The 24,141-nt window shown below is 65.8% G+C and carries 24 protein-coding genes; 9 read left to right on the forward strand and 15 right to left on the reverse strand.

The genetic code is table 11. From position 1 onward, the window contains the following. Positions 1-4: 4 nt before the first annotated feature. The 4 genes from NX068_RS00465 to NX068_RS00480 are packed head-to-tail and all read right to left on the reverse strand — an operon-like array spanning position 5 to position 2,833. A complete protein-coding gene (locus tag NX068_RS00465; RefSeq protein WP_442806666.1) occupies positions 5-817 on the reverse strand; it encodes a CbbQ/NirQ/NorQ/GpvN family protein in 813 nt (270 codons plus the stop codon). After that, entirely contained in the window at positions 814-1,095 is a 282-nt protein-coding gene (locus NX068_RS00470) for a cytochrome C oxidase subunit IV family protein (protein WP_263459326.1), read from the reverse strand. Before NX068_RS00470 ends, NX068_RS00465 begins: the two co-directional genes overlap by 4 nt. Before the next feature lie 10 nt (positions 1,096-1,105). Continuing rightward, on the reverse strand, positions 1,106-1,708 hold the full coding sequence (locus tag NX068_RS00475; protein WP_263459327.1) for a cytochrome c oxidase subunit 3 family protein: 603 nt from the start codon (positions 1,706-1,708) through the stop codon (positions 1,106-1,108). Positions 1,709-1,753: 45 nt separating this feature from the next. After that, positions 1,754-2,833, reverse strand: a complete 1,080-nt coding sequence (locus tag NX068_RS00480) for a type I glyceraldehyde-3-phosphate dehydrogenase (RefSeq protein WP_263459328.1) — start codon at positions 2,831-2,833, stop codon at positions 1,754-1,756. A 184-nt stretch (positions 2,834-3,017) separates the two neighbouring features. Here NX068_RS00480 and NX068_RS00485 point away from each other — a divergent pair, with 184 nt between their 5' ends. From NX068_RS00485 to NX068_RS00500, 4 genes are all read left to right on the forward strand, one after another. Beyond that, entirely contained in the window at positions 3,018-5,237 is a 2,220-nt protein-coding gene (locus NX068_RS00485; protein WP_263459329.1) for a TonB-dependent siderophore receptor, read from the forward strand. Positions 5,238-5,375: 138 nt separating this feature from the next. Continuing rightward, on the forward strand, positions 5,376-5,642 hold the full coding sequence (locus NX068_RS00490) for a hypothetical protein (RefSeq protein WP_263459330.1): 267 nt from the start codon (positions 5,376-5,378) through the stop codon (positions 5,640-5,642). Next, a complete protein-coding gene (locus NX068_RS00495; protein ID WP_263459331.1) occupies positions 5,639-5,956 on the forward strand; it encodes a hypothetical protein in 318 nt (105 codons plus the stop codon). Before NX068_RS00490 ends, NX068_RS00495 begins: the two co-directional genes overlap by 4 nt. Positions 5,957-5,959: 3 nt before the next feature. Next, entirely contained in the window at positions 5,960-7,582 is a 1,623-nt protein-coding gene (locus NX068_RS00500; protein ID WP_263459332.1) for a PepSY-associated TM helix domain-containing protein, read from the forward strand. Positions 7,583-7,747: 165 nt separating this feature from the next. Here NX068_RS00500 and NX068_RS00505 read toward each other — a convergent pair whose 3' ends face one another. From NX068_RS00505 to NX068_RS00515, 3 genes are all read right to left on the reverse strand, one after another. After that, positions 7,748-8,800 carry an NAD(P)-dependent alcohol dehydrogenase gene (locus NX068_RS00505; RefSeq protein ID WP_263459333.1) on the reverse strand — a complete coding sequence of 351 codons (1,053 nt, stop codon included), beginning with the start codon at positions 8,798-8,800 and terminating at the stop codon, positions 7,748-7,750. A 186-nt stretch (positions 8,801-8,986) separates the two neighbouring features. After that, positions 8,987-10,366 (reverse strand): cbb3-type cytochrome c oxidase subunit I, encoded by a 1,380-nt coding sequence (locus NX068_RS00510; protein WP_263459334.1) that lies wholly within the window; start codon positions 10,364-10,366, stop codon positions 8,987-8,989. Positions 10,367-10,400: 34 nt separating this feature from the next. Then, positions 10,401-10,826 carry a c-type cytochrome gene (locus NX068_RS00515; protein WP_263459335.1) on the reverse strand — a complete coding sequence of 142 codons (426 nt, stop codon included), beginning with the start codon at positions 10,824-10,826 and terminating at the stop codon, positions 10,401-10,403. A 192-nt stretch (positions 10,827-11,018) separates the two neighbouring features. Here NX068_RS00515 and NX068_RS00520 point away from each other — a divergent pair, with 192 nt between their 5' ends. Together NX068_RS00520 and NX068_RS00525 are read left to right on the forward strand one after the other, a co-directional pair. Further along, the gene (locus NX068_RS00520; protein WP_442806672.1) at positions 11,019-11,789 is read left to right on the forward strand and encodes an N-acetylmuramoyl-L-alanine amidase family protein; all 771 of its coding nucleotides are present in this window, start codon (positions 11,019-11,021) and stop codon (positions 11,787-11,789) included. A 72-nt stretch (positions 11,790-11,861) separates the two neighbouring features. Further along, positions 11,862-12,398, forward strand: a complete 537-nt coding sequence (locus tag NX068_RS00525) for a DUF924 family protein (protein ID WP_263459337.1) — start codon at positions 11,862-11,864, stop codon at positions 12,396-12,398. Between the two features lie 20 nt (positions 12,399-12,418). Here NX068_RS00525 and NX068_RS00530 read toward each other — a convergent pair whose 3' ends face one another. From NX068_RS00530 to NX068_RS00545, 4 genes are read right to left on the reverse strand one after another with little or no spacing between them, the layout of a single operon-like run. Further along, positions 12,419-13,444 carry a quinone-dependent dihydroorotate dehydrogenase gene (locus NX068_RS00530; protein ID WP_263459338.1) on the reverse strand — a complete coding sequence of 342 codons (1,026 nt, stop codon included), beginning with the start codon at positions 13,442-13,444 and terminating at the stop codon, positions 12,419-12,421. 27 nt (positions 13,445-13,471) lie between these two features. After that, positions 13,472-14,290, reverse strand: coding sequence for an arginyltransferase (locus NX068_RS00535; protein WP_263459339.1), 819 nt, complete (start codon positions 14,288-14,290; stop codon positions 13,472-13,474). A 20-nt stretch (positions 14,291-14,310) separates the two neighbouring features. After that, entirely contained in the window at positions 14,311-15,018 is a 708-nt protein-coding gene (gene aat / locus NX068_RS00540) for a leucyl/phenylalanyl-tRNA--protein transferase (RefSeq protein WP_263459340.1), read from the reverse strand. Between the two features lie 7 nt (positions 15,019-15,025). Further along, on the reverse strand, positions 15,026-16,108 hold the full coding sequence (locus NX068_RS00545; protein ID WP_263459341.1) for an ABC transporter ATP-binding protein: 1,083 nt from the start codon (positions 16,106-16,108) through the stop codon (positions 15,026-15,028). 131 nt (positions 16,109-16,239) lie between these two features. Here NX068_RS00545 and NX068_RS00550 point away from each other — a divergent pair, with 131 nt between their 5' ends. Beyond that, positions 16,240-17,907, forward strand: coding sequence for an ABC transporter permease (locus NX068_RS00550; RefSeq protein ID WP_263459342.1), 1,668 nt, complete (start codon positions 16,240-16,242; stop codon positions 17,905-17,907). A gap of 308 nt (positions 17,908-18,215) precedes the next feature. Continuing rightward, complete coding sequence (locus NX068_RS00555; RefSeq protein ID WP_263459343.1) at positions 18,216-19,145, forward strand: GGDEF domain-containing protein; 930 nt, start codon at positions 18,216-18,218, stop codon at positions 19,143-19,145. A 93-nt stretch (positions 19,146-19,238) separates the two neighbouring features. Here the strand turns inward: NX068_RS00555 and NX068_RS00560 are convergent, their stop codons facing one another. Next, positions 19,239-20,258 (reverse strand): Fe(3+) ABC transporter substrate-binding protein, encoded by a 1,020-nt coding sequence (locus NX068_RS00560; RefSeq protein ID WP_263459719.1) that lies wholly within the window; start codon positions 20,256-20,258, stop codon positions 19,239-19,241. 123 nt (positions 20,259-20,381) lie between these two features. Between NX068_RS00560 and NX068_RS00565 the strand changes: the two genes are divergently transcribed. After that, positions 20,382-20,717, forward strand: coding sequence for a DUF2325 domain-containing protein (locus NX068_RS00565; RefSeq protein WP_068635153.1), 336 nt, complete (start codon positions 20,382-20,384; stop codon positions 20,715-20,717). Positions 20,718-20,860: 143 nt separating this feature from the next. Here NX068_RS00565 and NX068_RS00570 read toward each other — a convergent pair whose 3' ends face one another. The 3 genes from NX068_RS00570 to NX068_RS00580 form a co-directional block, all read right to left on the reverse strand. Further along, positions 20,861-21,427, reverse strand: a complete 567-nt coding sequence (locus NX068_RS00570; RefSeq protein ID WP_263459344.1) for a C40 family peptidase — start codon at positions 21,425-21,427, stop codon at positions 20,861-20,863. 102 nt (positions 21,428-21,529) lie between these two features. Next, complete coding sequence (locus NX068_RS00575) at positions 21,530-22,177, reverse strand: 3'-5' exonuclease (RefSeq protein ID WP_263459345.1); 648 nt, start codon at positions 22,175-22,177, stop codon at positions 21,530-21,532. Next, positions 22,174-24,072: a DUF294 nucleotidyltransferase-like domain-containing protein gene (locus NX068_RS00580; protein ID WP_263459346.1), complete on the reverse strand. Its 1,899-nt coding sequence runs from the start codon at positions 24,070-24,072 to the stop codon at positions 22,174-22,176. The genes NX068_RS00575 and NX068_RS00580 overlap by 4 nt, the downstream gene beginning before the upstream one ends. Positions 24,073-24,141: the final 69 nt, after the last annotated feature.

The following is a 24,141-nucleotide window of genomic DNA, read 5'->3' on the forward strand; positions in this document are numbered from 1 at the left end:
CGGGTCAGCGGCCGAAAGTGGCCGACACGACTTCCATCAGTGCCTCGGCGACTTCGCGGTCGTCGGTCAGGCTTTCGATGATGCCGACGCGGCAGGCGGCGACCGGGTCCATGCCGTCCTTGATCAGTAGTGCGGCATAGATCAGCAGCCGGGTGCTGGCGGCTTCCTCGAGGTCGCGGTCCTTCAGTGCGCGCAGCGCGCCGGCGATCGCCACCAGGCGGCGGGCGAGATCGGGCGGGCAGGCGGTCTCGCCGATCAGGATCGCTTCTTCCTGCTCGGCGCGCGGGAAGTCGAAGCGCAGGCTGACGAAGCGCTGGCGGGTCGAGGGTTTCATGCCTTTCAGCAGGTTCTGGTAGCCGGGGTTGTAGGACACCACCAGCATGAAGCTGGGCGGCGCTTCGAGCAGTTCGCCGGTGCGGTCGATCGGCAGGATGCGGCGGTCGTCGGCCAGTGGGTGCAGCACCACCGTGGTGTCCTTGCGCGCCTCGACCACTTCGTCCAGGTAGCAGATGCCGCCTTCGCGCACCGCGCGGGTCAGCGGGCCGTCGCACCATACCGTCTTGCCGTCGCCGATCAGGTGGCGGCCGACGAGATCGGCGGCGGTGAGGTCGTCGTGGCAGGCCACGGTGTGCAGCGGCAGCCCCAGGCGGGCGGCCATGTGGGCGACGAAGCGGGTCTTGCCGCAGCCGGTGGGGCCCTTGATCAGCAGCGGCAGGCGGTTCTTCCAGGCGTGCTCGAACACTGCGACTTCGTCGCCGGCAGCTTGGTAGTAGGGGATGTCGAGCTGTTGCGTCTCGGCGCGGTTGTCCATGTTCATTGCGGCATTCCTTTGATGTATGCGATGGCGATGACCACCCAGACGAGGATCATCCAGCCCAGCGTCAGCATGCGCCACAGCGCCGGTGCATGTCTCAGGGCCATGAAGTCGAGGATGATGACCGCGCCCTTCCAGAACGAGATCGCGGCCAGCGCGGCGATCGCGCCCTTGCCGGTGGCGCCCAGCGCGCCCATGCCCCAGGTCAGCAGCGTGGCGACGATCAGCGTCGCCCACAGCAGGGTGGCGCGTCGCGGCGTGCCATGTACGTCGGAGCTCATCTTCTCCTCCTCAGTGGATGACATAGACCAGCGGGAACAGGATCAGCCACACCAGATCGACCATGTGCCAGTAGGCGGCGCCGGTCTCGATGCCGTTCATCTCGCCCGGCCGATAGCGGCCCTGGCGTGCGCCGTTCCACATCGCGACCAGGATCACCATGCCGAGGATCACGTGCATGAAGTGGAAGAAGGTCAGCGACAGGTAGAACATGTGGAAGGGGCTGCTCGACAGGCTGATGTTGTGCTCGAAGGCCGCCGCGTATTCGAACATCTTGACCACCAGGAAACCGGCGCCGCAGGCGATCGCGGCCAGCAGCCAGCGCGCGCAGGGCTGCGACAGGCTGTGCTCGGCGGCCTGCACCGCGCGCACGACGAAATAGCTGGCGGTGAGCAGCAGCACGGTGTTGAGCGCGCCGGCGTTGCGGTTCAGTGCCGCCTGTTCGGCGTCGAACAGTTCGATGTTGTTGGCACGGGTGAAGGCGTAGGCGGCGAAGAACACGCCGAAGGCCAGCAGTTCGGCGAGGATGAAGAACCAGATCGCCAGGTCGCCCGCGAGCCGGGGGCCGGTGTCGTCCGGGGGTGTTGCAATGGCGGGTAAAGTGTCCTGTTCCATGCATCGAAGTCTAGGCAGCGGGGCATGGAATTAACTTGATCGTGGTTAACTGAGCTTTTCCGCACGGAATTCGGCCGCACTGCCCAGCCAATACCGCGTCACGTCCGCCATGCGGTTGGCAAAGCCCCATTCGTTGTCGAACCATACCACCAGGTTGACGAGCCGCGGTCCGATCATGCGGGTCTGGCCGCCGTCGACGATCGCCGAATGCGGGTCGTGGTTGAAGTCGATCGAGGCGTGGGGGTCGTCCGACCATGCCAGCAGTCCGCGCCACGCGCCTTCGGCGGCGGCGCGCAGCAGATGGTTGATCTGCGTTGCGTCGGTATCGCCGGCGAGCTGCAGCACCATGTCGATGGCCGAGACGTTGTGCGTCGGCACGCGAATGGCCTTGGCCTGCACCTTGCCGGCGAGCTCGGGCAGCAGGCGCTCGACGCCGCGCGCCAGGCCGGTCGACACCGGGATGATCGACTGCATCGCCGAGCGCGTGCGGCGCAGGTCGGCGTGGTGGTAGCCGTCGATCAGCGGCTGGTCGTTCATTGCCGAATGCAGCGTGGTCAGCAGCACGTTCTCGAGGCCGAGTTCGCGATGCAGCAGGGCCAGCACCGGCACTGCGGCATTGGTGGTGCATGACGCGTTCGATACCAGCCGGGCATCGGCGCGCAGGCTGTCGTCGTTGATGCCGTGCACGATGGTGGCGTCGACGTCCTCGGCGCTGTTGCCCGGCTGCGACAGCAGCAGGCGCGGGCAGCCCGCATGCAGGAAGCGTTCGAGCTCGGCGCGGCTGCCGTATTGCCCGGAGCATTCGACCACCAGGTCGATACCCCCGGCCGTCCAGTCGACCGCTTCGGGCGTGCTCGCATGCGAGACCGCGATGGCCTGGCCGTCGATCAGCAACCGGCCGTCGCGCGTCTCGACCCGGCCGGGAAAGCGGCCGTGGGTGGAATCGAAACGGGTCAGGTAGGCGATGCTCGCCAGGTCCGCCGGCTCGTTGATCGCCACCACCCGGAACTGCTGCGCCAGCCCGGCCTCGTGCAGCGCACGCAGGTAGCAGCGACCGATGCGGCCGTAGCCGTTGATGGCGATGCGTTGCGGGCGGGGCGGGGCGAGGGGCTGGGTGCGTGACACGGCGGCTTCCGGTGTTCGGGTCGGGAAAAACGGGATTCTAATGGGTGATGGCCCTGTGCCGGAATTCGTGCAGGGCAGGAGCAGGCTTGCTGCGGTTTCAAGACTATTTATTTGATTCTCGTTTTTATTAGTACAATGAGAACCGTTTTCATTAAAATTCATCGCCTGTTCTCATGAGGAAACCATGAAGGCCCGCATCGCAAGTTTGAAGAGGAAAACCGTATGCCTGGCCATCCTGTCGGCCATGCCCGCACTGGCAGCCGCACAGGAAAGCCGGCAGGCGTCCGCAGACGACGGGCTGGCACCCACGGTGTTGAAGGCGGTTACCGTCGATGCCTACCGAACGGCGGAAACGACGTCGGGTGCAACCAAGACCGATACGCCGGTTGCCGAAACGGCACAGTCGGTATCGGTGATCGTGCGTGACGAACTCGACGCGCGCGGAGTGCAGAACCTCAACGACGCGATGCGCTACGTCGCCGGGGTCGCGCTCGAAAGCTCCGGCATCGACAATCGCGTCGATGATTTCAGCATCCGCGGCTTCGATGCCGGCAGCTGGAGCAACAACGTGACCGTCGACGGCATGCGGGCGCCGCAGGGCAGCCAGTGGAACCGGACGATGGTCGATAGCTGGAACCTGGAGCGCGTCGAAGTCCTCAAGGGGCCGTCGGCGGTGATGTATGGCCAGGTGGCACCGGGAGGCATGGTCAACCAGGTGAGCAAGATGCCGTCGGCCGACCGTGAGCGGCTCCTGCGGCTCGGCATCAACGGCCATGGCCAGTTCAACACTGCCTTCGATGTCGGCGGCGGCAGCGAGGACGACCGCCATCTGTTCCGTCTGGTCGGGCTGTACCGCAAGGGCGATACCCAGATCAAGCACACGCCGGAAGAGCATTACTTCATCGCGCCGAGCTACAGCTTGCAGATCTCCGACGCGACGAAGCTGACGCTGCTGGGCCTGTACCAGCGCGACGACGGCGGTTCGACCTACCAGTTTCTGCCAATGGACGGAACGCTCGTCGCGACGCCGTTCGGGCGGATGAAGAACACCACCTTCATCGGCGAGCCGCACTGGAATACCTATGATCGTACGATCTGGACTGCCGGCTATGTCTTCGAGCACGCATTCGACGACAACTGGAAGTTCAGCCAGAGTGCGCGCGTGACGGACGTGGAGTCCCTGTTCCGTACGGTGGTCACCAGCGGCGCATTGAATGCCGATGGCCGCACCCAGAACCGCCGCGCAGTATGGGGTGAGGGCGATTCCAGGGGTTATACCGTGGATACGCGCCTGACCGGCAAATTTGCCACCGGCGCGGTTGCACACACCTTGCTCGCCGGGCTGGATTGGCAGAAGGCGGATTGGACCGGTGCGCGCGGCGCGATGATCAGCCCTCCGCCCATCGATATCTTCAACCCGGTGTACGGCGGCTTCAGGCCGACCACCACCAGTATCAACTACAGCGGCGGCAAGAACGAGCAGACCGGGGTCTATCTGCAGGATCAGATGGCCATCGACAAGTGGCGGCTGACCTTGGGTGGCCGCTACGACTGGACCGAGGATGACACCTACTCACAGTCCTATTCTGCCATTTCCGGTGTCTACGGCGCCCGCAGCCCGAGCAGGGTGAAGAACGAAGCCTTCACCCGCAATGCCGGAATCCTCTATGTTTCCGATCTGGGCCTGTCGCCTTATCTCAGCTATGCCGAGTCGTTCCAGCCGGCCGGCAGCAATACCAGCATGAGCTTCACCGACAAACCCTTCGATCCGGTGACGGGCAAGCAATGGGAATTCGGCATCAAGTACCAGCCGGCGAACCATGATGGTCTCGTCACCGTGTCCATCTACGACCTGCGCCAGCAGGACATCCTGGTCAACGACCCCGATCCTGCCCATAACACATGCGGTTCGAACGGAACCAGCCAGTGCCAGGTCCAGGATGGCGAGAGCCGGGTGACGGGCGTGGAGGTCGAAGGCCGGATCACGCTGCAGAAGGGATTGAGCGTGATTGGCGCGGTGTCATGGATGGATTCGGAGATCACCCGCAGCACGGCGGGCCTGAAGGGCAAGGAGCTTGCACGCGTGCCGGAGAAAACCGTGTCGCTGTGGGCCGACTACACTTTCCTCGGCGGAGACCTGGCTGGCCTGAGCCTGGCGGCCGGGGTGCGCTACAACGGCAGAAGCTACGGCGACAGTGCCAATCTCTACGAGATTCCGTCCTTCACGCTCTATGATGCGGCAATCCGCTACATCATCGGCCGCGACAGCAGCACGCCCGTCCAGCTTGCGCTCAATGTCGGCAATCTGACGGACAAGCGCTACGTTTCCACCTGCGGCGGCGTTTCTTCATGCTTCTACGGGACCGGTCGCACCGTCAACGCGACCGCGACCTTCAGTTGGTGAGTCCGTGGCGGCAGGTCCGCCCGCCGGGGCGGACCGCGTCATGGCATACCTTGTGGGCAGTGACGCAGGCGGGGGCGGCAGTGATGATTCCCGCTGCGGCCGTATCTTTCGAATGAGATCAGTACGATGAATGCGTGGATGGTCCTGCTTTCGGCGCTGTCCGGTGTGGCGGGTGCATGGCTGCTCTATCTGGCATCGCCGCAGCAATTGTGGCTGGCACGCCGACCCTCTCCCCGTGGCCTTGCCTGGCTCGGCAGCGGTTGCCTGCTGCTGTCCCTGGCGCTGCTGCTGTCGATGATGGGGGCGATGGCCGCGGTGGCGAGCTGGATGGTGCTGGCGATGCTGGTATGGACGGCGGCTCCGTTCGTCGCTGCATGGCGGGCACGGCAGCGGAGGTCGTCGTGAGCGGGAAGGCGGCGACGGGGAATGTGCGGCGGCTCGAGAGCCGCCACTGGTTCGGCAAGAGCTGTGCCGGCGTGCTGCTCGGTTTCGGCCTGGCGGTGGCGCTTTCCGGCCTGTTTGCCTGGCTCGGCCCGGGAGGCATCGAGGGCGGAGGCGGCAAGACGCAATTCAACATGTGGCTGATCGCGCCGATCTGGGCAGGTGTGCTGTCCTTCGTATTCCTGTTTCGCGACAGCCTGCGTGCATGGCTGTGGCTGGGCGCGGCAAATCTGGCTGCTTTCGGCCTGCTGGGCGCGCTGCGGCTGGGCATGGGTTGAGCAATGAAAATCCGCAACGACGTCATCAAGGTATACAAGGACGTGCACATCTGGGTCGGCATCGTCAGCGGGCTGATGCTGTTCATCGCCTTCTACGCCGGCGCCATCACGATGTTCGAGAAGCCGCTCGAACGCTGGGCGACACCGCCGTCGGCGCTGGCGCCGCCGCCACCGATCGAGCGCGCGGACGAATTGCGGGAGGCCGTCCTCGCCAGGCATCCGCAGGCGGCGAAGTTCCATGCCGTCGTTGTCCAGCCGACTGCCGAAATGCCTGCAAGAGTGGTATGGCGCGAACCTGGCAAGACCCGTCGGGACTTTACCGAGTATGGAGCGAGCTTCGCTGCCGACGGCAGCCTGCAGGTCGAGAAGCTGGCCAGGGCGCAGGTGGCGCAACTGGTCGACACGCTCCATCAACTGGTCGGTTTGCCGTTTGCCGATGCGGTGGCGCGCCCGATCATGGGCGCGGTGGCATTGCTGTATGCCGTGGCGCTCGTCTCCGGGCTGATCATCGTGCTGCCGACGCTGGTCAAGGATTTCTTCGCCCTGCGCCTGGGCAAGAACATCAAGCGCATGTGGATGGACGTCCATAATGCGCTGGGTATCGTCAGCCTGCCCTTCCACCTCGTCATGGCGCTGACCAGCGTGGTGTTCGCCTTCCATACGCCTTTTTATGCGGTGCAGGAGAAAGTGGTGTATCCCCATGGCCTGCCCTGGGGGCAGCACGCGCCTGCGCCCTTGCCCGGCCCCCACGAATACCCGCTGCCGGCGGACGAACTGCTGCGCAGAGTCGAGGCGCAACTGCCGGGCTTCGAGGTCTACAGCTTCATCTTCCGGGAGGACCATGGCCAACTGGAGGCGAGCGTCACCGGCCTGGACATCCGCTACGGCACCCGTGGGCGAACCTATGCGAGCACGCACCTGAATCCCTATACCGGCGAAGTGGACCCGCATGATCTGCCCGGGCACATGGAGCCATGGGACGCGACCGTCAATACCTTCTTCATGCTGCATTTCGGCAGCTACGGCGGCAATGCGATGCGCTGGCTCTACGTGGCGATGGGGCTGGCCGGTGCCATGCTGTTCTACACCGGAAACCTGCTGTGGATCGAATCACGCCGCAGGAAGCAGCGCGACGGCGTCGTTCCCGGGCAAAAGCGTTCGGCCCGGGTGCTGGGCTGCCTGACCGTCGGCGTGTCCCTTGGCTGCGTGATCGGTATTTCGGCGACGCTGGCTGCGACCAAATGGCTGCCAGGGCAGGTTGATGATCTCGCTGCATGGCATGAGGGCATCTATTACGCAGTTTTCCTCGCCGCCGTGGCCTGGGCTTTCGTACGGGGGGCTGCCCGCAGCGCCGACGAGCTGCTGCGGCTGGCGGCACTGGCGACTTTGCTGATTCCGCTCGGCAGCCTGGCGGGCATCTGGGGAGTCGGCGGTACCTGGAACCATCCCGGTACGGGCTTTGCCGTCGATGCCACCGCCCTGGCAGCCGTGCCGGTGTTCCTGCTGCTGGCACATCACACCCGCAAGCGGATGCGGGAAGGCCATGCCGATAGCGTCTGGTCCGCGAAGCAAGAAGCTGCCGTCGAGCCGGATGCTCCACCTCGGGGGATGGCGGCCTCGAAGTGACGGCCTGAGGCAGACGGCCACTGCTGCGCTTCGCCGTCGCTCTGCGGCCTGCTCCGCGGGCTGGACGTGACAGGGGTTCCAGGCTGTAACCCCGGCCCCCCGGCGGGGCAGAGCAATGCGGCTGCCGGCGCCAGGTGGCCCGCACAGAGGCGGGCGGTCTGAGCCTCAGTCGCCGGTGGCCAGCGTGGCCATGTCGATCACGAAGCGGTAGCGCACGTCGGCTTTCTCCATGCGCTCGAACGCCTCGTTGATCTGCTCCATGCGGATCATCTCGCAGTCGGGCAGGATGTTCCTCTCGGCGCAGAAATCGAGCAGTTCCTGGGTTTCGCGGATGCCGCCGATCGGCGAGCCGGCGATGCGGCGGCGGCCGAACAGCAGCGGCACCGTGCTCAGTTCGTCGAGCGGGCCGATCTGGCCGACCAGCACCAGCGTGCCGTCCACTTCCAGCAGCGGCAGATAGGGCTTGAGGCTGTGCTGGACCGGCACGGTGTCGATGATCAGGTCGAAGCTGCTGGAGGCCGCGCGCATCGCTGCGGTATCCGCCGACACCAGCAGGCGGTGCGCGCCCAATGCCAGCGCGTCGGCTTCCTTGTCCTTGCTGCGGCTCAGCACCGTGACGTCTGCGCCGAGCCCGACCGCCAGCTTGACCGCCATGTGGCCGAGGCCGCCCAGGCCGATCACGGCCACCCGGCTGCCGGGGCCGACCTGCCAGGTGCGCAGCGGCGACCAGGTGGTGATGCCGGCGCACAGCAAGGGCGCCGCCCGGGCCAGATCCAGCCCTTCGGGCACGCGCAGGCAGAATTCCTCGCGCACCACCAGATGCTTGGAATAGCCGCCCTGCGTCGGCTCCCGGGTGATGCGGTCGTGTCCGCCATAGGTGCCGGTGCAACCTTTACGGCAGAGCTGTTCCTCGCCCCGTTGGCACAGGTCGCATTCCATGCAGCTGTCGACCAGGCAGCCGACGGCGACGTGGTCGCCGGCCTTGTAGCGGGTGACTTCGGCGCCGACCCGGGTGACGCGGCCGACGATCTCGTGCCCGGGCACGATCGGGTAATAGCTCTTGCCCCAGTCGTTGCGCGTGGTGTGCAGATCGGAATGGCACACGCCACAGTAGAGGATTTCCATTGCGACGTCGTTCGGCCGCAGCGCGCGGCGCTCGAACCTGTAAGGCGCCAGGGGAGTGTCCTTGCTGTAGGCGGCATAACCGTAGGTCTGCATGTGCGGGCTCCAGTGATGGATTTGTCGGGAAGCAGGGATCGTACAGGCTGTGGCGCGACAGGCAAGTGACCTGCCGCTGGCGGAGCGCCGGACCACGGGCCGTGGACGAAAAAAGGGGCGGCCAAAGCCGCCCCAACCCCTTCCCCTGGTCGCCCAGGAGTTACTGCGGAGAGACACCGGTCATCGTCATGCCTTTGCCGGCGGGGTTTCCCCCTTGACGAAGAAGCTGATCACGTACACCAGCAGGCCGATGAAGAACATCACGCCCGCCCATTCACGCATCCAGTAGAACAGGGTGACCTGGTCCTGGGCGGCCATGAAGGACATCGGGGTGTCGGACACGCGCTGCAGCCAGACTTGCAGGATGCCGGCGGCGGTCAGGAACAGGGTGATGAAGACCATCGCGATCGTCATCAGCCAGAAGGCCCACATCTCCAGCACCTGCGACTTGTTCGAGTTGGCGGCACGGCCGCGCAGGATCGGCATCGCGTAGCTGATGATGGTGAGCACGACCATCACGTAGGCACCGTAGAAGGCCATGTGGCCGTGGGCGGCGGTGATCTGCGAACCGTGCGTGTAGTAGTTGACCGGAGCCAGGGTGTGCAGGAAGCCCCACACGCCTGCGCCGAGGAAGGCCATCACGCCGGTGCCCAGGGCCCACAGCACGGCAGCGCGGTTCGGGTGCTCGCGGCGGCGGCGGTTGACCATGTTGAAGGCGAAGACGGTCATGGCGAAGAAGGGCAGCGGCTCCAGCGCGGAGAAGATGGAACCCCACCACTGCCAGTATTCCGGCGCACCGATCCAGTAGTAGTGGTGGCCGGTACCGATGATGCCGGTGACCAGGGCCAGCGTGATGATCACGTACAGCCACTTCTCGATGACTTCGCGGTCGACCCCGGTGACCTTGATCAGCACGAAGGCCAGCAGCGCGCCGAGGATCAGTTCCCACACGCCTTCCACCCAAAGGTGCACCACCCACCACCAGTAGAACTTGTCACGGACGAGGTTCACCGGGTTGTAGAAGGAGAACAGGAAGAAGATCGCCAGACCCCACAGGCCGAGCAGCAGCACCATGCTGATGGCGGTCTTGCGGCCCTTGAGCGAGGTCATGGTGATGTTGAACAGGAAGGCGAGGGCGACGATGACGATGCCGATCTTCGTCACCAAGGGCTGTTCGAGGAACTCGCGCCCCATCGTGGCCAGGATGTCGTTGCCCGTCATCTCGGCCAGCGTGGCGTAGGGCACCAGCAGATAGCCGAGGATGGTGGCCGCCCCGGCGACGAGGAAGATCCAGAACATCGCCAGCGCCAGCTTCGGGCTGTAGAGCTCGGTTTCCGCTTCTTCCGGAATCATGTAGTAGGCCGCACCCATGAAGCCGAACAGCAGCCACACGATCAGCAGGTTGGTATGGACCATGCGGGCGACGTTGAACGGGATTTCCGGGAACAGGAAATCGCCGACGACGTACTGCATGCCCATGATCAGGCCGAAGATGATTTGCCCCACGAATAGACCGATCGCCGCGATGAAGTAGGGCATGGCGACCGCTTGTGATTTGTATTGCATGGATGATCCCCTATTGCGTCAGCGGTTCTGTGGCTCAGCCTTCGATGTTCGGCGGCCAGTTGGCGGTGTTGATCTCGGAGGTGTATTTCAGGAACTCGACGAGTTCATCCAGCTCCTCGTCGGTCAGATTGAAATTGGGCATCTGACGACGGCCGGGCGCCATCGTCGGCATTGCCTGCATCCAGGCCTTGATGAACTCCGGACCACGGCGGACATAGACGTTGCCGAGTTCAGGCGCGAAATAGGCACCTTCGCCCAGCAGGGAGTGGCATCCGATACAGTTTCGTGTTTCCCAGATATGCTTGCCGGCGGCGACTGCCGGGGTGATGTTGTGAGAGTTGTCGCGCGATGGCAGCTCGCGCTCGGTGTCGAAGGTCAGCGCCAGGAACAGGAGGAAGAAGAAAACCGTCCCCCCATAGAAGATGTTCCGCGCCATCGATTTTGTGAAAATGCCGCTCATCGCGCACTCCTCATCATTGGTCTCGTTTTCAGGATTGGATTGGTGTCAGTGGTAAGGGGGATTACATTCCCACGGCTGAGCCGATGGTGAGCGCATGGTAGGGAGCCCGCTGCTCCCCCACCATGATTTGAATCAAGATTGACCGGGCAGCCGAAATGCGCCCGCCGACCGGGCTGGAGAGCGTGGATGGAAATGAACGGGATGGCATCCGCAGCGCATCGCGTCTGCATGGCCATGCTCGCGCTGCCGGTCTTGCCGGCGATTGCGCTGCCCCACGGCGAGATCGTGGTGGATGTAGGCCATACCCTGGCGGCACCGGGGGCGACGAGCGCGCGTGGACGCAGCGAGTTCGAATTCAACCTCGACTTGGCACGCGAGGTGACGGCGGCGCTGCAGGCGCGGGGCTGGTCCGCGCGCCTGATCAACGAGGACGGCCTCATTCCCAGCCTGAAGGCCAGGCCGCAGGCGGCCGAGGGAGCTGCCTTCCTGCTGTCGATCCACCACGACTCGGTCAATGCCTTCGAACTGCAGCCCTGGCAGTGGCAGGGGCGGGCGCTGGACTACAACGACGATTTCGCCGGACATTCGCTGTTCGTCTCGCGCGACAACCCGGATACCGCGCGCAGCATCCTGTGCGCCCGCATCATCGGCGCACGCCTGCAGCACATGGGCTTCGAGCCCACCCACAAGAACGGCCGCCGCCGCGCCTACGCGGACCCCGTGCACGCCGTGCATTATTACGATGGCCTGGCGGTGCTACGGCATGCGACGATGCCCGCAGTACTGTTCGAGGCCGGCGTGATCAAGAACCGCGACGAGGAACTGCTGCTGCGCGATTCCGCGCGCATCGCCCGCATGGCCGATGGCATCGCCACCGCGCTGGCGGCCTGCCTGGCTGCAGGCCAGCCGGCCGATGACGAAGAGACTGCGGATGGGCCGCCGCTGCAGCCGAGTGTCGAATAGGCAGGGCGGCTGGCAGCAAGGAATGTCGTGGCCAGGCTTTCTCGCCACGCAGGTTGAAACGAGGAGACAAGCATGCACGAAGAAATCCTGCGATTCTGGTTCGAGGACATCCAGCCAGCCCAATGGTGGGAAGTCGATCCGGCCTTCGATGCCCTGCTGCGCGAACGTTACGCGGCTGTGCTGCAAAGCGCTGCGCAGGGCGAATGCCATGCCTGGCGCGGCAGTGCCCGCGGCCGCCTGGCCGAGATCATCGTGCTCGACCAATTCTCACGCAACATCCATCGCGGCACGCCGCGTGCCTTCGCGCAGGACGGCATGGCCCTGGTGCTGGCGCAGGAAGCGGTCGCGGGCGGTGCGCTGGACGCGCTCGGGCCTGCCGAACGTGCCTTTCTGCTGATGCCTTACATGCACAGCGAGTCGGAACTGATCCATGTCGAGGCCGAACCCTTGTTCAGGCGTTGGGCGTCGCAGGACAGTCATGATTATGAACTGCGCCACAAGGCCATCATCGACCGCTTCGGACGCTATCCGCATCGCAATGCCATCCTGGGGCGGCAGTCCAGCACCGAGGAAATCGAGTTCCTGAAGCAGCCGGGCTCGAGCTTCTGAGCCGGCTGCAAAGGCCTGGTTCAGGCCGCGGGCGCTTTCCAGTTGCGCGTGGCATGCACGCATTCGCGCACCAGCGCCGGGCCGCGATAGACCAGGCCGCTATAGACCTGTACCAGGGCCGCGCCGGCTTCGAGCTTGGCGAGCGCGTTGCTGCCGTTGAGCACGCCGCCGGCGGCGATGATCGGCAGTTCGCCGGCAAGCGCCGCGGCGAGCTGGCGGACGACGGCGGTCGAGGCCTCGAACACCGGTGCGCCGGACAGCCCGCCCTGCTGCTCGCCGTAGCGGATGCCCTGCACCTTGTCGCGGGCGATGGTGGTGTTGGTGGCGATGACGCCGTCGATGCGGTGGCGGCGCAGCGCGTCGGCGATGTTGATGACCTGGGCTTCGTCCAGGTCGGGGGCGATCTTCAGCGTCAGCGGTACGTAGCGGCCATGGGTGTCGGCCAGCCGGGTCTGGGCGGCCTTGAGTCGGCCGAGCAGGTCGTCGAGTTCGGACTCGCCCTGCAACTGGCGCAGGTTCTTGGTGTTGGGCGAGGAAATGTTGACGGTGACGTAGCTGGCCAGCGCATAGACCTTGTCGAGGCAGGCGAGGTAGTCGTCGGCGGCGTTCTCGATCGGGGTGTCGAAGTTCTTGCCGATGTTGATGCCGAGGATGCCGCGGAACCTGGCCGCCTTGACGTGGGCGATCAGCACGTCCACGCCGTGGTTGTTGAAGCCCATGCGGTTGATGACGCCTTGCACTTCGGGCAGGCGGAACATGCGCGGACGGGGGTTGCCGGGCTGCGGACGGGGCGTGATGGTACCGATCTCGATGAAGCCGAAGCCCATGCGGGCGAGGCCGTCGATGGCTTCGCCGTTCTTGTCGAGGCCGGCTGCAAGGCCGATGCGGTTCGGGAAGCGCAGACCCATGACTTCGACCGGCTCGGCCGGCTCGGGCTGGCCGGCGGGCAGTACGCGGCCGGCGAGGTTCAGGGCATGGATGGTGAATTCGTGGGCGGTCTCGGCGTCGAGCGAGAACAGCAGGGGGCGGGCGATGTCGTAGAGCATCGGCGGATTGTAGCGATTCGCTGCGTGTCAGGCGATGGCGCCGGGCGTGCCGGGAGGTGTGTGCGACGAGGGGCCGGCATCCGCGTCGGGAGTCTGCGGCCGTGAAGGCGGGTTGCCGTGGCCGGCCACGGTCTCCATTGCCACCCACTGTCCGGCCTGCAGCGCCTGCAGCGGGTGGAAGCGTGCCTTGTAGGCCATCTTCGGGCTTTCGCCGATCCAGTAGCCGAGATAAACGTAGGGCAGGCCCATGCGGCGGCAGGCTTCGATCTGCCAGAGGATGCCGTAGGTGCCGAGCGAGCCCTTGGCCAGCTCCGGTTCGTAGAAGGTGTAGACGCTGGACAGGCCGTCTTCCAGGCGGTCGATGATGCTGACCATGCACAGGGTGTCGCCGTCGTGGAATTCCACCAGTCGCGTATCGACGTGGGTCTGCAGCAGGAAGTGGGTGTATTGCTCGCGGTTGTCGAGGTCCATGCCGCCGCCGGCGTGGCGGGTGGCCTGGTAGCGCTGGTACAGGCGGTAGTGCTCCTCGACGAAGGCCAGCGGCCGTTCCACGGCCCGCAGCCCGGCGTGGCGCGTCCAGGCGCGCCGCTGGCTGCGGTCGGGGCGGAAGTCCTGCACCGGGATGCGCACCGGCACGCAGGCGTGGCAGGTGTCGCAATGCGGCCGGTAGGTGAACACGCCGCTGCGGCGAAAGCCGCGCCGCACCAGCTCGCCATACACCTGGGTATCGATCAGGTGGCCGGGGGTGGCGACCTGCGAACGTGCATTGCGGCCCGCCAGGTAGGAACAGGCGTAGGGCGCGGTGGCGTAGAACTGTATCAGGGCGTAGGGGTAGTCTTTCTGCATCTTCGCTCCCGGCCGTGTATCTAGCCCCAGTCGATGTAGCGCGCGGCGTCTGCCGGCCATCTGGCTGCCGCCGCGCCGGCCGATGCGTGCCGGGCGAGAATGTCGCCAAACTGCCGGCGCGGAATCTCGCTTGCGCCCATCGACAGCAGGTGCGTCGTCGTCATCTGGCAGTCGATCATGACATAGCCTCGCATGTGCAGGAAGCGGGCCAGGTGGGCGAGCGCGACCTTCGAGGCGTTCGACTCGAGCGAGAACATCGACTCGCCGAAGAAGACCCGCCCCAGCGCCATGCCGTACAGGCCGCCCACCAGACGGCCGTTGCGCCAGGTTTCGACGCTGTGGGCGTGGCCGAGTTCATGCATGGCACAGTAGGCGGCGCGGATTTCCGGCGTGATCCAGGTGCCGAGGCCAGGTGTGCGCGCTGCGGCACAGGCGTCGATGACGGCGCTGAAGCGGGTGTCGAAGCGGACCTCGAAATGGCGCCGGCGCAGGATCTTGCGCAGGGAATGGCTGATGTGGATCCGTTCCGGGGCGAGCACCAGGCGCGGGTCGGGACTCCACCACAGGATGGGTTCGCCGGGGTTGAACCAGGGGAAGATGCCTTTCCGGTAGGCGGCGAGCAGCCATTCCGGGTTCAGGCCGCCGCCGGCGGCGAGCAGGCCGTTCGGTTCGCGGAGCGCATGCTCGACCGGCGGAAATCCGGGCGGGCCGTCCAGCCAGGGAATCATGCCGCGCTCAGGCCGTTGCGCCGGCCGCCGGCGAGTCCTGGAAGGTGATGACGTGGTCGGCGTCCAGGCGGATGCCGATATGCTCGCCGATCGCGTGGTTGTGGTGGCTCGGCACCAGCGACAGCACCCGGGCGCCGCTCGCCAGGCGCAGGGTGTAGAGGATGTCGGCGCCACGGAAGGCCTTGTGCAGGACTTCGGCCTTCAGCGGGCTGGCGTCGTCGTGGACCACGTCGTCCGGGCGCAGCAGCACGTCGACCGCCTCGTCGGCCCTGCACGCCTTGCGGTCGCCGCAGGACAGCGGGACATGGCTGTCGAGCACGCCGAGCTCGATGCGGACGCGGCGTTCGTCCAGCATCTGTCCGTCGACGAACACGCCCTGGCCGATGAAGTCGGCGACGAAGCGGTTGGCCGGCTCGTGGTAGAGGTTGTAGGGCGTGTCCCACTGCTGGATGCGGCCTTCGTGCATGATGCCGATCTCGTCGGCCACGGCGAAGGCTTCGTGCTGGTCGTGTGTCACCAGGATGGCGGTGGTGCCGGTAGCCTTGATGATGTCGCGCACTTCGTGCGACAGGCGCTCGCGCAGCTCGACGTCGAGGTTCGAGAACGGTTCGTCGAGCAGCAGCAGGCTGGGGCGGGGTGCCAGCGCGCGGGCGAGCGCGACGCGCTGCTGCTGGCCGCCGGACATTTCGTGCGGATACTTGCGGCCCTGGTCGCTGAGACCGACCAGTTTCAGCAGTTCGGCGACGCGCGCCTTGCGCCCTTCGGCGTTCTCCTTGCGCAGGCCGAAGGCGATGTTGTCCGCCACCGTCAGGTGGGGAAACAGCGCGTAGTCCTGGAACACCATGCCGATGCGCCGCTGTTCGGGGGCGAGATGCTCGCCGGCGGTGCTGACCACCCGGCCATCGAGCCGGATCTCGCCCGCCGCCACGCGCTCGAAACCGGCGATGCAGCGAAGCACGGTGGTCTTGCCGCAGCCGGAAGGCCCCAGCAGGCAGCCGATACGGCCTTTTTCCAGGCTGAAGGACAGCTGCTGGACGATCCGGTGAGAGCCGAAAGCGAGGTCGATGTCGGTGAGCTGGAGATGGGCCATGTCGGATCGTCGGGCTGTGGAGAGGGAGGATTATTGCATTGCAACGCGTAACAAATGCGATCAATTATAATTCTCCTCTTCTGCAAGGGGCCAGACGGCGGCAGCCGGAGCCCGACAACGACGGAACCAGAATGAACAACAAGGGAGGGCAGGCCGCCACCGGCCTGCGCTGGTCATCTTTGACCGTGGCCGCGGTGATCATCGCGGCCTTGATCGCCGCGCCTGTGCTGTCGGTGTTCTCCAACGTCTTCAGCGGGGGGACCAGCGAGACCTGGACGCATCTCAGCGAAACGGTATTGGGCGAATTCGTCTTCAACACCGTGGTGATGTGCGTCGGCGTCGGCCTGGGCGTGGCGTCGATCGGCGTGACTACCGCCTGGCTGACGACGATGCTGGATTTCCCCGGGCGGCGTTTCTACGAATGGGCGCTGATCCTGCCGATGGCGGTGCCGGCCTACGTGATGGCCTACGTGTATACCGACTTCCTGCAGTTCGTCGGGCCGGTGCAGACCGGGCTGCGCGAACTGTTCGGCTGGCGCGCGGGCGACTACTGGTTTCCGGACGTGCGCACGGTCGGCGGCGCAGTGACGATGTTCATGTTCGTGCTCTATCCCTACGCCTACATCCTGGTTCGTGCGGCCTTCCTCGAGCGCGCCGGCGGCATGCTGGAGGCGGGGCGTTCGCTGGGACTCGGGCCCTGGGCCTGCTTCCTGCGCGTGTCGCTGCCGCTGGCGCGGCCGGCGGTGGTGGCCGGCACCGCGCTGGCGCTGATGGAAACCCTGGCCGACTTCGGCACCGTGTCGTACTTCGGCGTGCAGACCTTCACCACCGGCATCTACCGCGCCTGGTTCTCGCTCGGCGACCGCGTCGCCGCGGCCCAGCTCGCCGCCGCGCTGCTGGCCTTCGTCGTCATCGTGCTGAGCCTGGAGTTCGCCAGCCGCGGGCGGGCGCGCTTCAACAACACCTCGCGCCAGCAGGGTGCGCCGGCACGCAAGCGGCTGTCGCCGGGCTGGGGGCTGCTGGCGAGCTTCGCCTGCTTCATGCCGCTGCTGCTGGGTTTCCTGCTGCCGGCCGGGCTGCTGCTGCAGATGGCTTTCGTCGAGGGCGACGCCCAGTTCGGCCCGCGCTTCCTGCAACTGGCGCGCAACAGCTTCGTGCTGGCGGCGGTGACGGCAGTGCTGGCGGTGGTGCTGGCGGTGGTGCTGGCCTATGCGGCGCGGCTTGCCCGTTCGTCGCTGCCGGCGGCGCTGAACCGCATCGTCGGCCTCGGCTACGCGGTGCCGGGCTCGGTGATCGCGGTTGGCGTGCTGATTCCGGTGACGCGGCTCGACGCCTGGCTGGCGCAGGCCTGGCAGGCAGCGTTCGACGTCAATCCGGGCCTGATCCTGACCGGCGGCATTGCTGCGCTGGTCTATGCCTATCTCGCCCGCTTCCTGGCGGTGGCGCTGCATGCGGTCGAATCCAGCCTGGGCAAGATCACGCCGAGCATGGACGACGCGGCGCGCAGCCTGGGCTTCGGCAAGTGGGCGACGCTGCGCCGGGTCCATGTGCCGATCCTGCGTGGCAGCCTGCTGTCGGCGGCGCTGCTGGTGTTCGTCGATGTGATGAAGGAGCTGCCGGCCACGCTGGTGATCCGGCCGTTCAACTTCGACACCCTGGCGACGCAGGCGCATACGCTGGCAGCCGACGAGCGCCTGACCGAGGCATCGACCGCGGCGCTGACCATCGTCGCCGTCGGCCTGCTGCCGATGATCGTGCTGTCGCGTCAGATACTGAAGACCAGCAGGCGGAAGGATTGAGCAGTCCGATCTTCATGCGGAGCCGTCCGCGCTGGTTGCAAAGACGACAAAGACGGGCAGGAACGTGATGCCGTCGCCTTTCCCGGCCAGTTCGCATCGAGGATAATCGCACGGGCAAGCTGTTCTGCCGGCGCGGCGCTTTGCCGGCGCGGCGCGCCTGTCATTTTCCGACGATGCGAAAACATGCAGATAGCAACAAAGCCCATTCATGCCCCCGCTCCGCTCCGCACGGCCGCTGAAGCGCTCGAACTCGCGCCGATTCGCTCGATCCTGGCGCTCCAGGTGTTGTCTGCCATAGGGAGCCGCACATGGCGCTGATGGACGAGCGTGCCCTGCTGATGGCGCTGGAGAGCGCTTCACTGGGGGTGTGGGACTGGGACATTCCGTCCGGCAGGATGAGCTTCAGCCGCTTGTGGGCATCCATGCTGGGGCGGCGGCCCGAGGAGCTTGTGCCGGACGTGTCGTCATGGGAGGTGCTCGTGCATCCGGACGACTGGAGCGGCATCCAGTCCGCGCTGGAACCTCATCTGCGGGGAGAAACCGAGTCCTACGCCGCTGAATACCGTCTCCGCCACGCCGACGGCCGCTGGGTGTGGGTGCAGGATTCCGGACGCGTGCTGGAGCGCGACGACAAAGGCAAGCCCCTGCGGGCCGTCGGCCTGCATCAGGACATCAGTTCGCGCAAGGCGATGGAGGAGAGCCTGCTGCTGCTGGCGACCAGCGATCCGCTGACCGGGCTGTGGAACCGGCGGAATTTCGCCGAGATGGTCAATGGCGAACTGGGCCGGGTACGCCGCCATGGCTCGCAGGCCTGCCTGTTGCTGCTCGACCTCGATCACTTCAAGCGCATCAACGATACGCACGGGCATGCGGCTGGCGATGAGGTGTTGCGGCACTTTTCCGCACTGGTTTCTCTCCATCTGCGCGAGGCCGACGTGTTCGCCCGTCTGGGCGGCGAGGAGTTCGGCGTCCTGCTGCCCTGTATCGAGGGCGATGCGGGCGCGCTGCGCGCGGCCAGGCGTCTGCGCGAACTGATCGCGTCGAACCCGGCCATCGTGGATGGCAAGCCCTTGTGCTTTTCCGTGAGCATTGGCATGGCCATGCTCGATCCGGAAGATGAAGGCTTCGACGAAATCTTCACGCGTGCCGATGAGGCGCTCTATGAGGCCAAGCGCACGGGCCGCAACCGTGCGGTGCTGGCAGGGCATGCACTTGACGGCGGGCAGGGCAGACGATGAACAAGAAACGGGCTTCGCGTCCCACAACGACGCGAAGCCCGTCAGCCGGGAATGCCCCGAAGACGGACGGGGCTCGTCCGCCGGCTCCGGCTGTCAGCGGTAGCCGGCGCGGTCGTAGATCTTCTGCGCTTCGGCGACGGTGTCGGCCAGTTCACCGATCTGGATCGAATCCGCCTTGAATTCGCCCAGCTTGTCGAGCGCGGCGTTTTCGACCTTGACCGAAGGCACCACCGGCCATTCGTTGTTGCCGTTGGCGAAATAGGCCTGGGCTTCGTCGGAGGCCAGGTATTCGAGGAACTTGACCGCGGCTTCCTTGTTCGGCGCGCTCTTCAGCATGCCGGCGCCGGAAACGTTGACGTGGGTACCCCAGCTCTGCTGGTTCGGCCACACCGCCTTGACCTTGGCGACCACTTCCTGATCCGCCGGGCGCGGCGAATTCATCAGGCGGGCAAGGTAGTAGCTGTTGGCGATGGTGACGCCGCATTCACCGGCCGCGACGGCCTTGATCTGGTCGGTGTCGCCGCCCTTGGGTGCGCGCGCGAAGTTGTCGACCACGCCGCTCGCCCACTTGGCGGTGGCTTCTTCGCCGTTGTGCTTGATCAGCGCGGCGCCCAGCGACAGGTTGTAGGGGTGGCTGCCCGAGCGGGTGCACACCTTGCCTTTCAGCGCCGGGTCGGCGAGCTGCTCGTAGGTCTGGGCCTGTTCGGCCTGAACCAGCTCGGGGTTGTAGACGATGATGCGCGCGCGCTGCGAGAACGAGAACCAACGCTCGGTGCGCAGATTGGCCGGAATCCGTTCTTCCAGCACCGTCGACTTCACCGGCGTGAAGATGCCCATCTTGTCGGCGTTGGCCAGGCGCGAGATGTCCACGGTGATGAAGATGTCCGCCGGGCTGTTGGCGCCTTCGTTGCGGATGCGTTCCAGCAGTTCGTCTTCCTTGGCTTCGATGCGGTTGACCTTGATGCCGGTCTGCTTGGTGAAGTTGCCGTACAGGGCTTCGTCGGTCTGGTAGTGGCGGGCGGAGTAGATGTTCAGTTCGGTGTCAGCCGCGTACGCGCTCGGCGCCGCAATGGCGAACGTGGAGAGCAGGGCGATGACGGTGGCTTTCTTCATCATGTTGGAGGTCTTCCGTGGCTGTCGTTGAGTCCGGATATTAAACGAGAAGAGTTCGCAGTTGCAAAGGCGCTCATTTCATGTCTTAATAGTGATAATCATTCGCAACTATCGGATACGGACATGGACGCACTCCTCGTTGGCGCAGATCGGCTTGGCAACATTCCCGACATTCTGTCGAACTTCGGCATTCGCATCGCCGGCCACGTCAGCGGCCGGGACACCACCCACCAGCGCCGCAGCAGCTCCCTGCCTGCGGGAATCGGCATGGTGATCCTGTTCACCGATTTCATCGGCCACAACGTCATGCAGCGCTTCCGCGAGGCGGCCAACCGCGAAGGCGTGATGTTCGTATGCTGCAGACGCTCGACCTGCGCGCTGCAGCAGGCGCTGGGCCAGCGCATGGCGGAGAAGTGTTCGACGTGTACCGTGGCAAAGAAGTGTCGGCAGAAGCACTGAGAGCTGCCGCGGGAACGGCGCCGGGTCCGTAGCCGGTCGCCGCAGACGACGAAGGCGCTGGATTGCCGCTTGTTTGCGGCAATCCAGCGCCTTTCACGTTCTTGATGGACAGCTAACGATGGATCGTCGACGCAGGTGACGGATCAGCGGATGGCGGCGAAGCTGTCGGCGGTGGCGCTGCTGTCTTCGTCGATCAGGCGGCGGGCGCCGTTGAAGCGCTTGGACCAGTAGCTGCTCGAAAGCGCCTCGACGCGTACCTTGCCGCCGCTGGATGGCGCGTGCACGAACTTGCCGTCGCCCAGGTAGATGCCGACGTGGGAGAAGGCGCGGCGCATCGTGTTGAAGAAGACGAGGTCGCCCGGTTTCAGTTCCTGGCGGCCGATCTTGTCGCCCAGCCGGGACATCTCGGCGGCAGTGCGCGGCAGATCGAAGCCGATGGCGTTGCGGAAGACGTTCAGCACCAGGCCGCTGCAGTCGAGGCCGGTTTCAGGCGAGGTGCCGCCGAAGCGGTAGCGTACGCCGAGATAGGTAAGCGCCTGATCGACGAGCTGTTCGGCAGCCGAAACGTAGTCGCTGCCCGCGTCGCCGTTGCCCGGGGATTCGCTGCTCGCCACGCTCATCGCCACCTGCTGCCTGGGTTCGTCCGCGTGCGTGGCCTGGATTCCCGAGAGGGCGAGCGTCAGCACGAGGAGGAGTGGGCGAATTTGCATTCGGCGGAATATACGCAAATGTAACAGGCTTGTAAACAAGCGGCTGGCATGCGCGCCGGGCAGGGTTGCGGACAGCTCGTGCAATTGCCGGACAGTTCCTGTTTACAGCCGGTTGCGATACTGCCGCTGGCTGCGTTCGAGGTCTGCGAATGCGCGTGGCGTATGCATCCCCTGCTCGGCAGCCCGGGCCTGCGCGACGAGGAGCAGCTGGGCGATGGCCCAGGCGTCGCCCAGCGCGTGGTGGCGCTGGAAAGTCTCGATGCCGAAGCTCTCCATCCAGGCGGCGAGCTTCGCCGGGCGCTCGATGCGTTCGGGAAACAGCGCGGGCAGCAGGAAATAGAGATCGATCCACAAGTCGTCGGGTTCGATGCCCAGATGTTCGTCGAAGGCGTGTTCGAGCATGCTGCGGTTGAGCGCGGCGTTGAACACGACCAGCGGCGCCTTGCCGGCCACGCCGAGCAGTTCGGCGAGGGTGGAGGCGGGGTTGGGGGCCAGGTTGCCGTAGTAGCTGTCGCGCGGGGCGAGCAGGCCGCCATCCACGGCCAGTGCGGCGACGGCGATCAGCCGGTCCTTGTCGAGGTCCAGGCCGGTGGCCTCGGTGTTGAGCACCACGTAGCGGGTCTCGAAATGCGCCGTGCCGGCGTCGGCCGGGGCCAGTTCGGTCCAGCGCTGCAGGGCCAGGGCGCCCTCGTCCGAGAGCGGCGCCTCGGTCTGCGACGGGGTGAGAAAGCGGCTCAGCCATTTGCTCATAGCTGGTAGTCGAGCTTGATCCGGATCTGCAGCTTGCGGGCCTGGCGGAAAGCTTCCTTCAGGATGCGGCGATCGAGTTCGTTGAGGGTGTCGGGATCGACCTGGTTGTCGTCCGGCGCGCCATGCTCGGTTTCGAGGTGCTGGGAGCGCAGGCGCAGCAGCTGGATGAAGTGGAAGCCGTCGATGATGGCCGACACTTCGTCGGCGGACACGCCCATCTTGCCGCTGGCCTGGCGCAGGCGCTGGGCGGTGCTGCTGGAATCGATGCCGATGCGCAGGGCGATGATGCGGGCGACATCGACGAACAGCCGCGCGCCCGATTTCTTCAGGTCGATGCGGCCGTTCTCCTCGACCACGAAGTCGCGCAGGCGGCCGAGCGGCGGCGTCACCGACAGCGCATTGGCCGCCATCATGCGCAGGAAGGCGGCGTTGCCGCGCACCGTCTTGTTGAGCCAACTGCGGAGCTGGTCGCCGAGGCGTTCGTTGCCGTACAGCACGCGGAAGTCGAAGAAGATCGAGGCGTTGAGCAGGGCTTCGGGGTCGGGTTCGCGGATCCAGGCGCCGAAGCGCGACTTCCATTCGTCCAGCGTCAGGCACAGCTCGGGGTTGCTCGCCATGATGTTGCCCGTGCACAGCGGGAAGCCGCAGAGGGCGAGGCTGGCATTGACCTCCTTGGCGAAGGCGATCAGCCTGCTGCGGATCGATACCGGGTTTTCCCACTCGGCGCACTGCCAGATGATGCCGTTGTCCTGGTCGGTGGATAGCGTCTGTTCGTGCCGACCCTCGGAACCGAAAGCCATCCAGCCGAAGTTGATGCCGGTCAGGTCGTGGTTTTCGAGCGCGAGCTGGATGATGCGGCGCGTCAGCGCATCGTTGAGCGTCGAGATGAACTGGGTGAGCTGCTCCGCAGCGATGCCCTGGGCGATGAGGTTGAGGGCGAGCTGGCGGATGTCCTTGCTGGCGCGCTGCAGCGATTCGACGTCCGCAGCGTTGTCGATGCCCGCGCGAATCTGCCGCAGGCCGATGCGCTGCAGCGAGAACAGGTCGCGCTCGGAGACGACGCCCTTGAGCCGGCCTTCGGCGTCCACCACCAGGATGTGGCGCACGCCGTGCGTGGCCATCGCCAGCGCGGCATCGTAGGCCGAAGCGGTGGTGGCGAGCTGGTGGGGGTTGGCCGTCATCAGTTCGCCGACCGGGTTGCCGAGATCGAAGGTGGCGAGGATCACGCGCGGCAGCAGATCGCTCTGCGTCAGGATGCCGACGGGGTGGCGCTCCTGGTCGGTCATCACGGCGCAGCCGACGTGCTGTGCGTCCATCTGTTCGAGCACTTCGCGTGCCGGCGTGTCGGGAGAGAAGCAGACGGGCTCGCGCTTGACGAGCTGGCCCAGCGTGGTCGTCATCGTCTGCTGCTCGGCCGCGCGCTGGGCGAAGGCAGCCTGCAATTGCTCGCGCGACTGGTTCAGCAGGCTGGCGATGTACTGCGTGCAGAACAGATGGAAGGCCGGGCTCATTTCCATCAACTGCAGGAAGTCGTCCGCATCGATCTGGAAGCAGAAGCTGTCCTCGACCGCCACATAGGCGTTGGTCGACGGACGCTGGGCGGAAATCGCGCCGATCGGGAAGCATTCGCCCGGGCCGAGCGGCAGGCTGGCGTATTCGCTCAGGGCGGAAGAGGCCACCTGGCGCGCCTGGATCTTGCCGCGCTGGATGATGTGGAAATGGCGCGGCACGCCCATCTCGGGCGTCAGGATCTCACTGCCGCGTGGGTGGAAGGCAAGCGCGGCGCGCTCGGCGAGGAAGGCGAGGGCCTCGGCTTCCATGCGGTCGAAGGGCGAGAAGCGGCGCAGGAAGTCCGTGCTGGCTCCCACCAGCAGGTCGGCGGCGATGGCGGTCATGACGGTTCTGTCGTCGGTCGGATGCGCCGATTATAGGGGGCCGCCGGAACAATGGCTTGTCCGCGCGCA

Source organism: Thauera carbonicopians (assembly GCF_025699485.1).
Lineage (GTDB): Bacteria > Pseudomonadota > Gammaproteobacteria > Burkholderiales > Rhodocyclaceae > Thauera.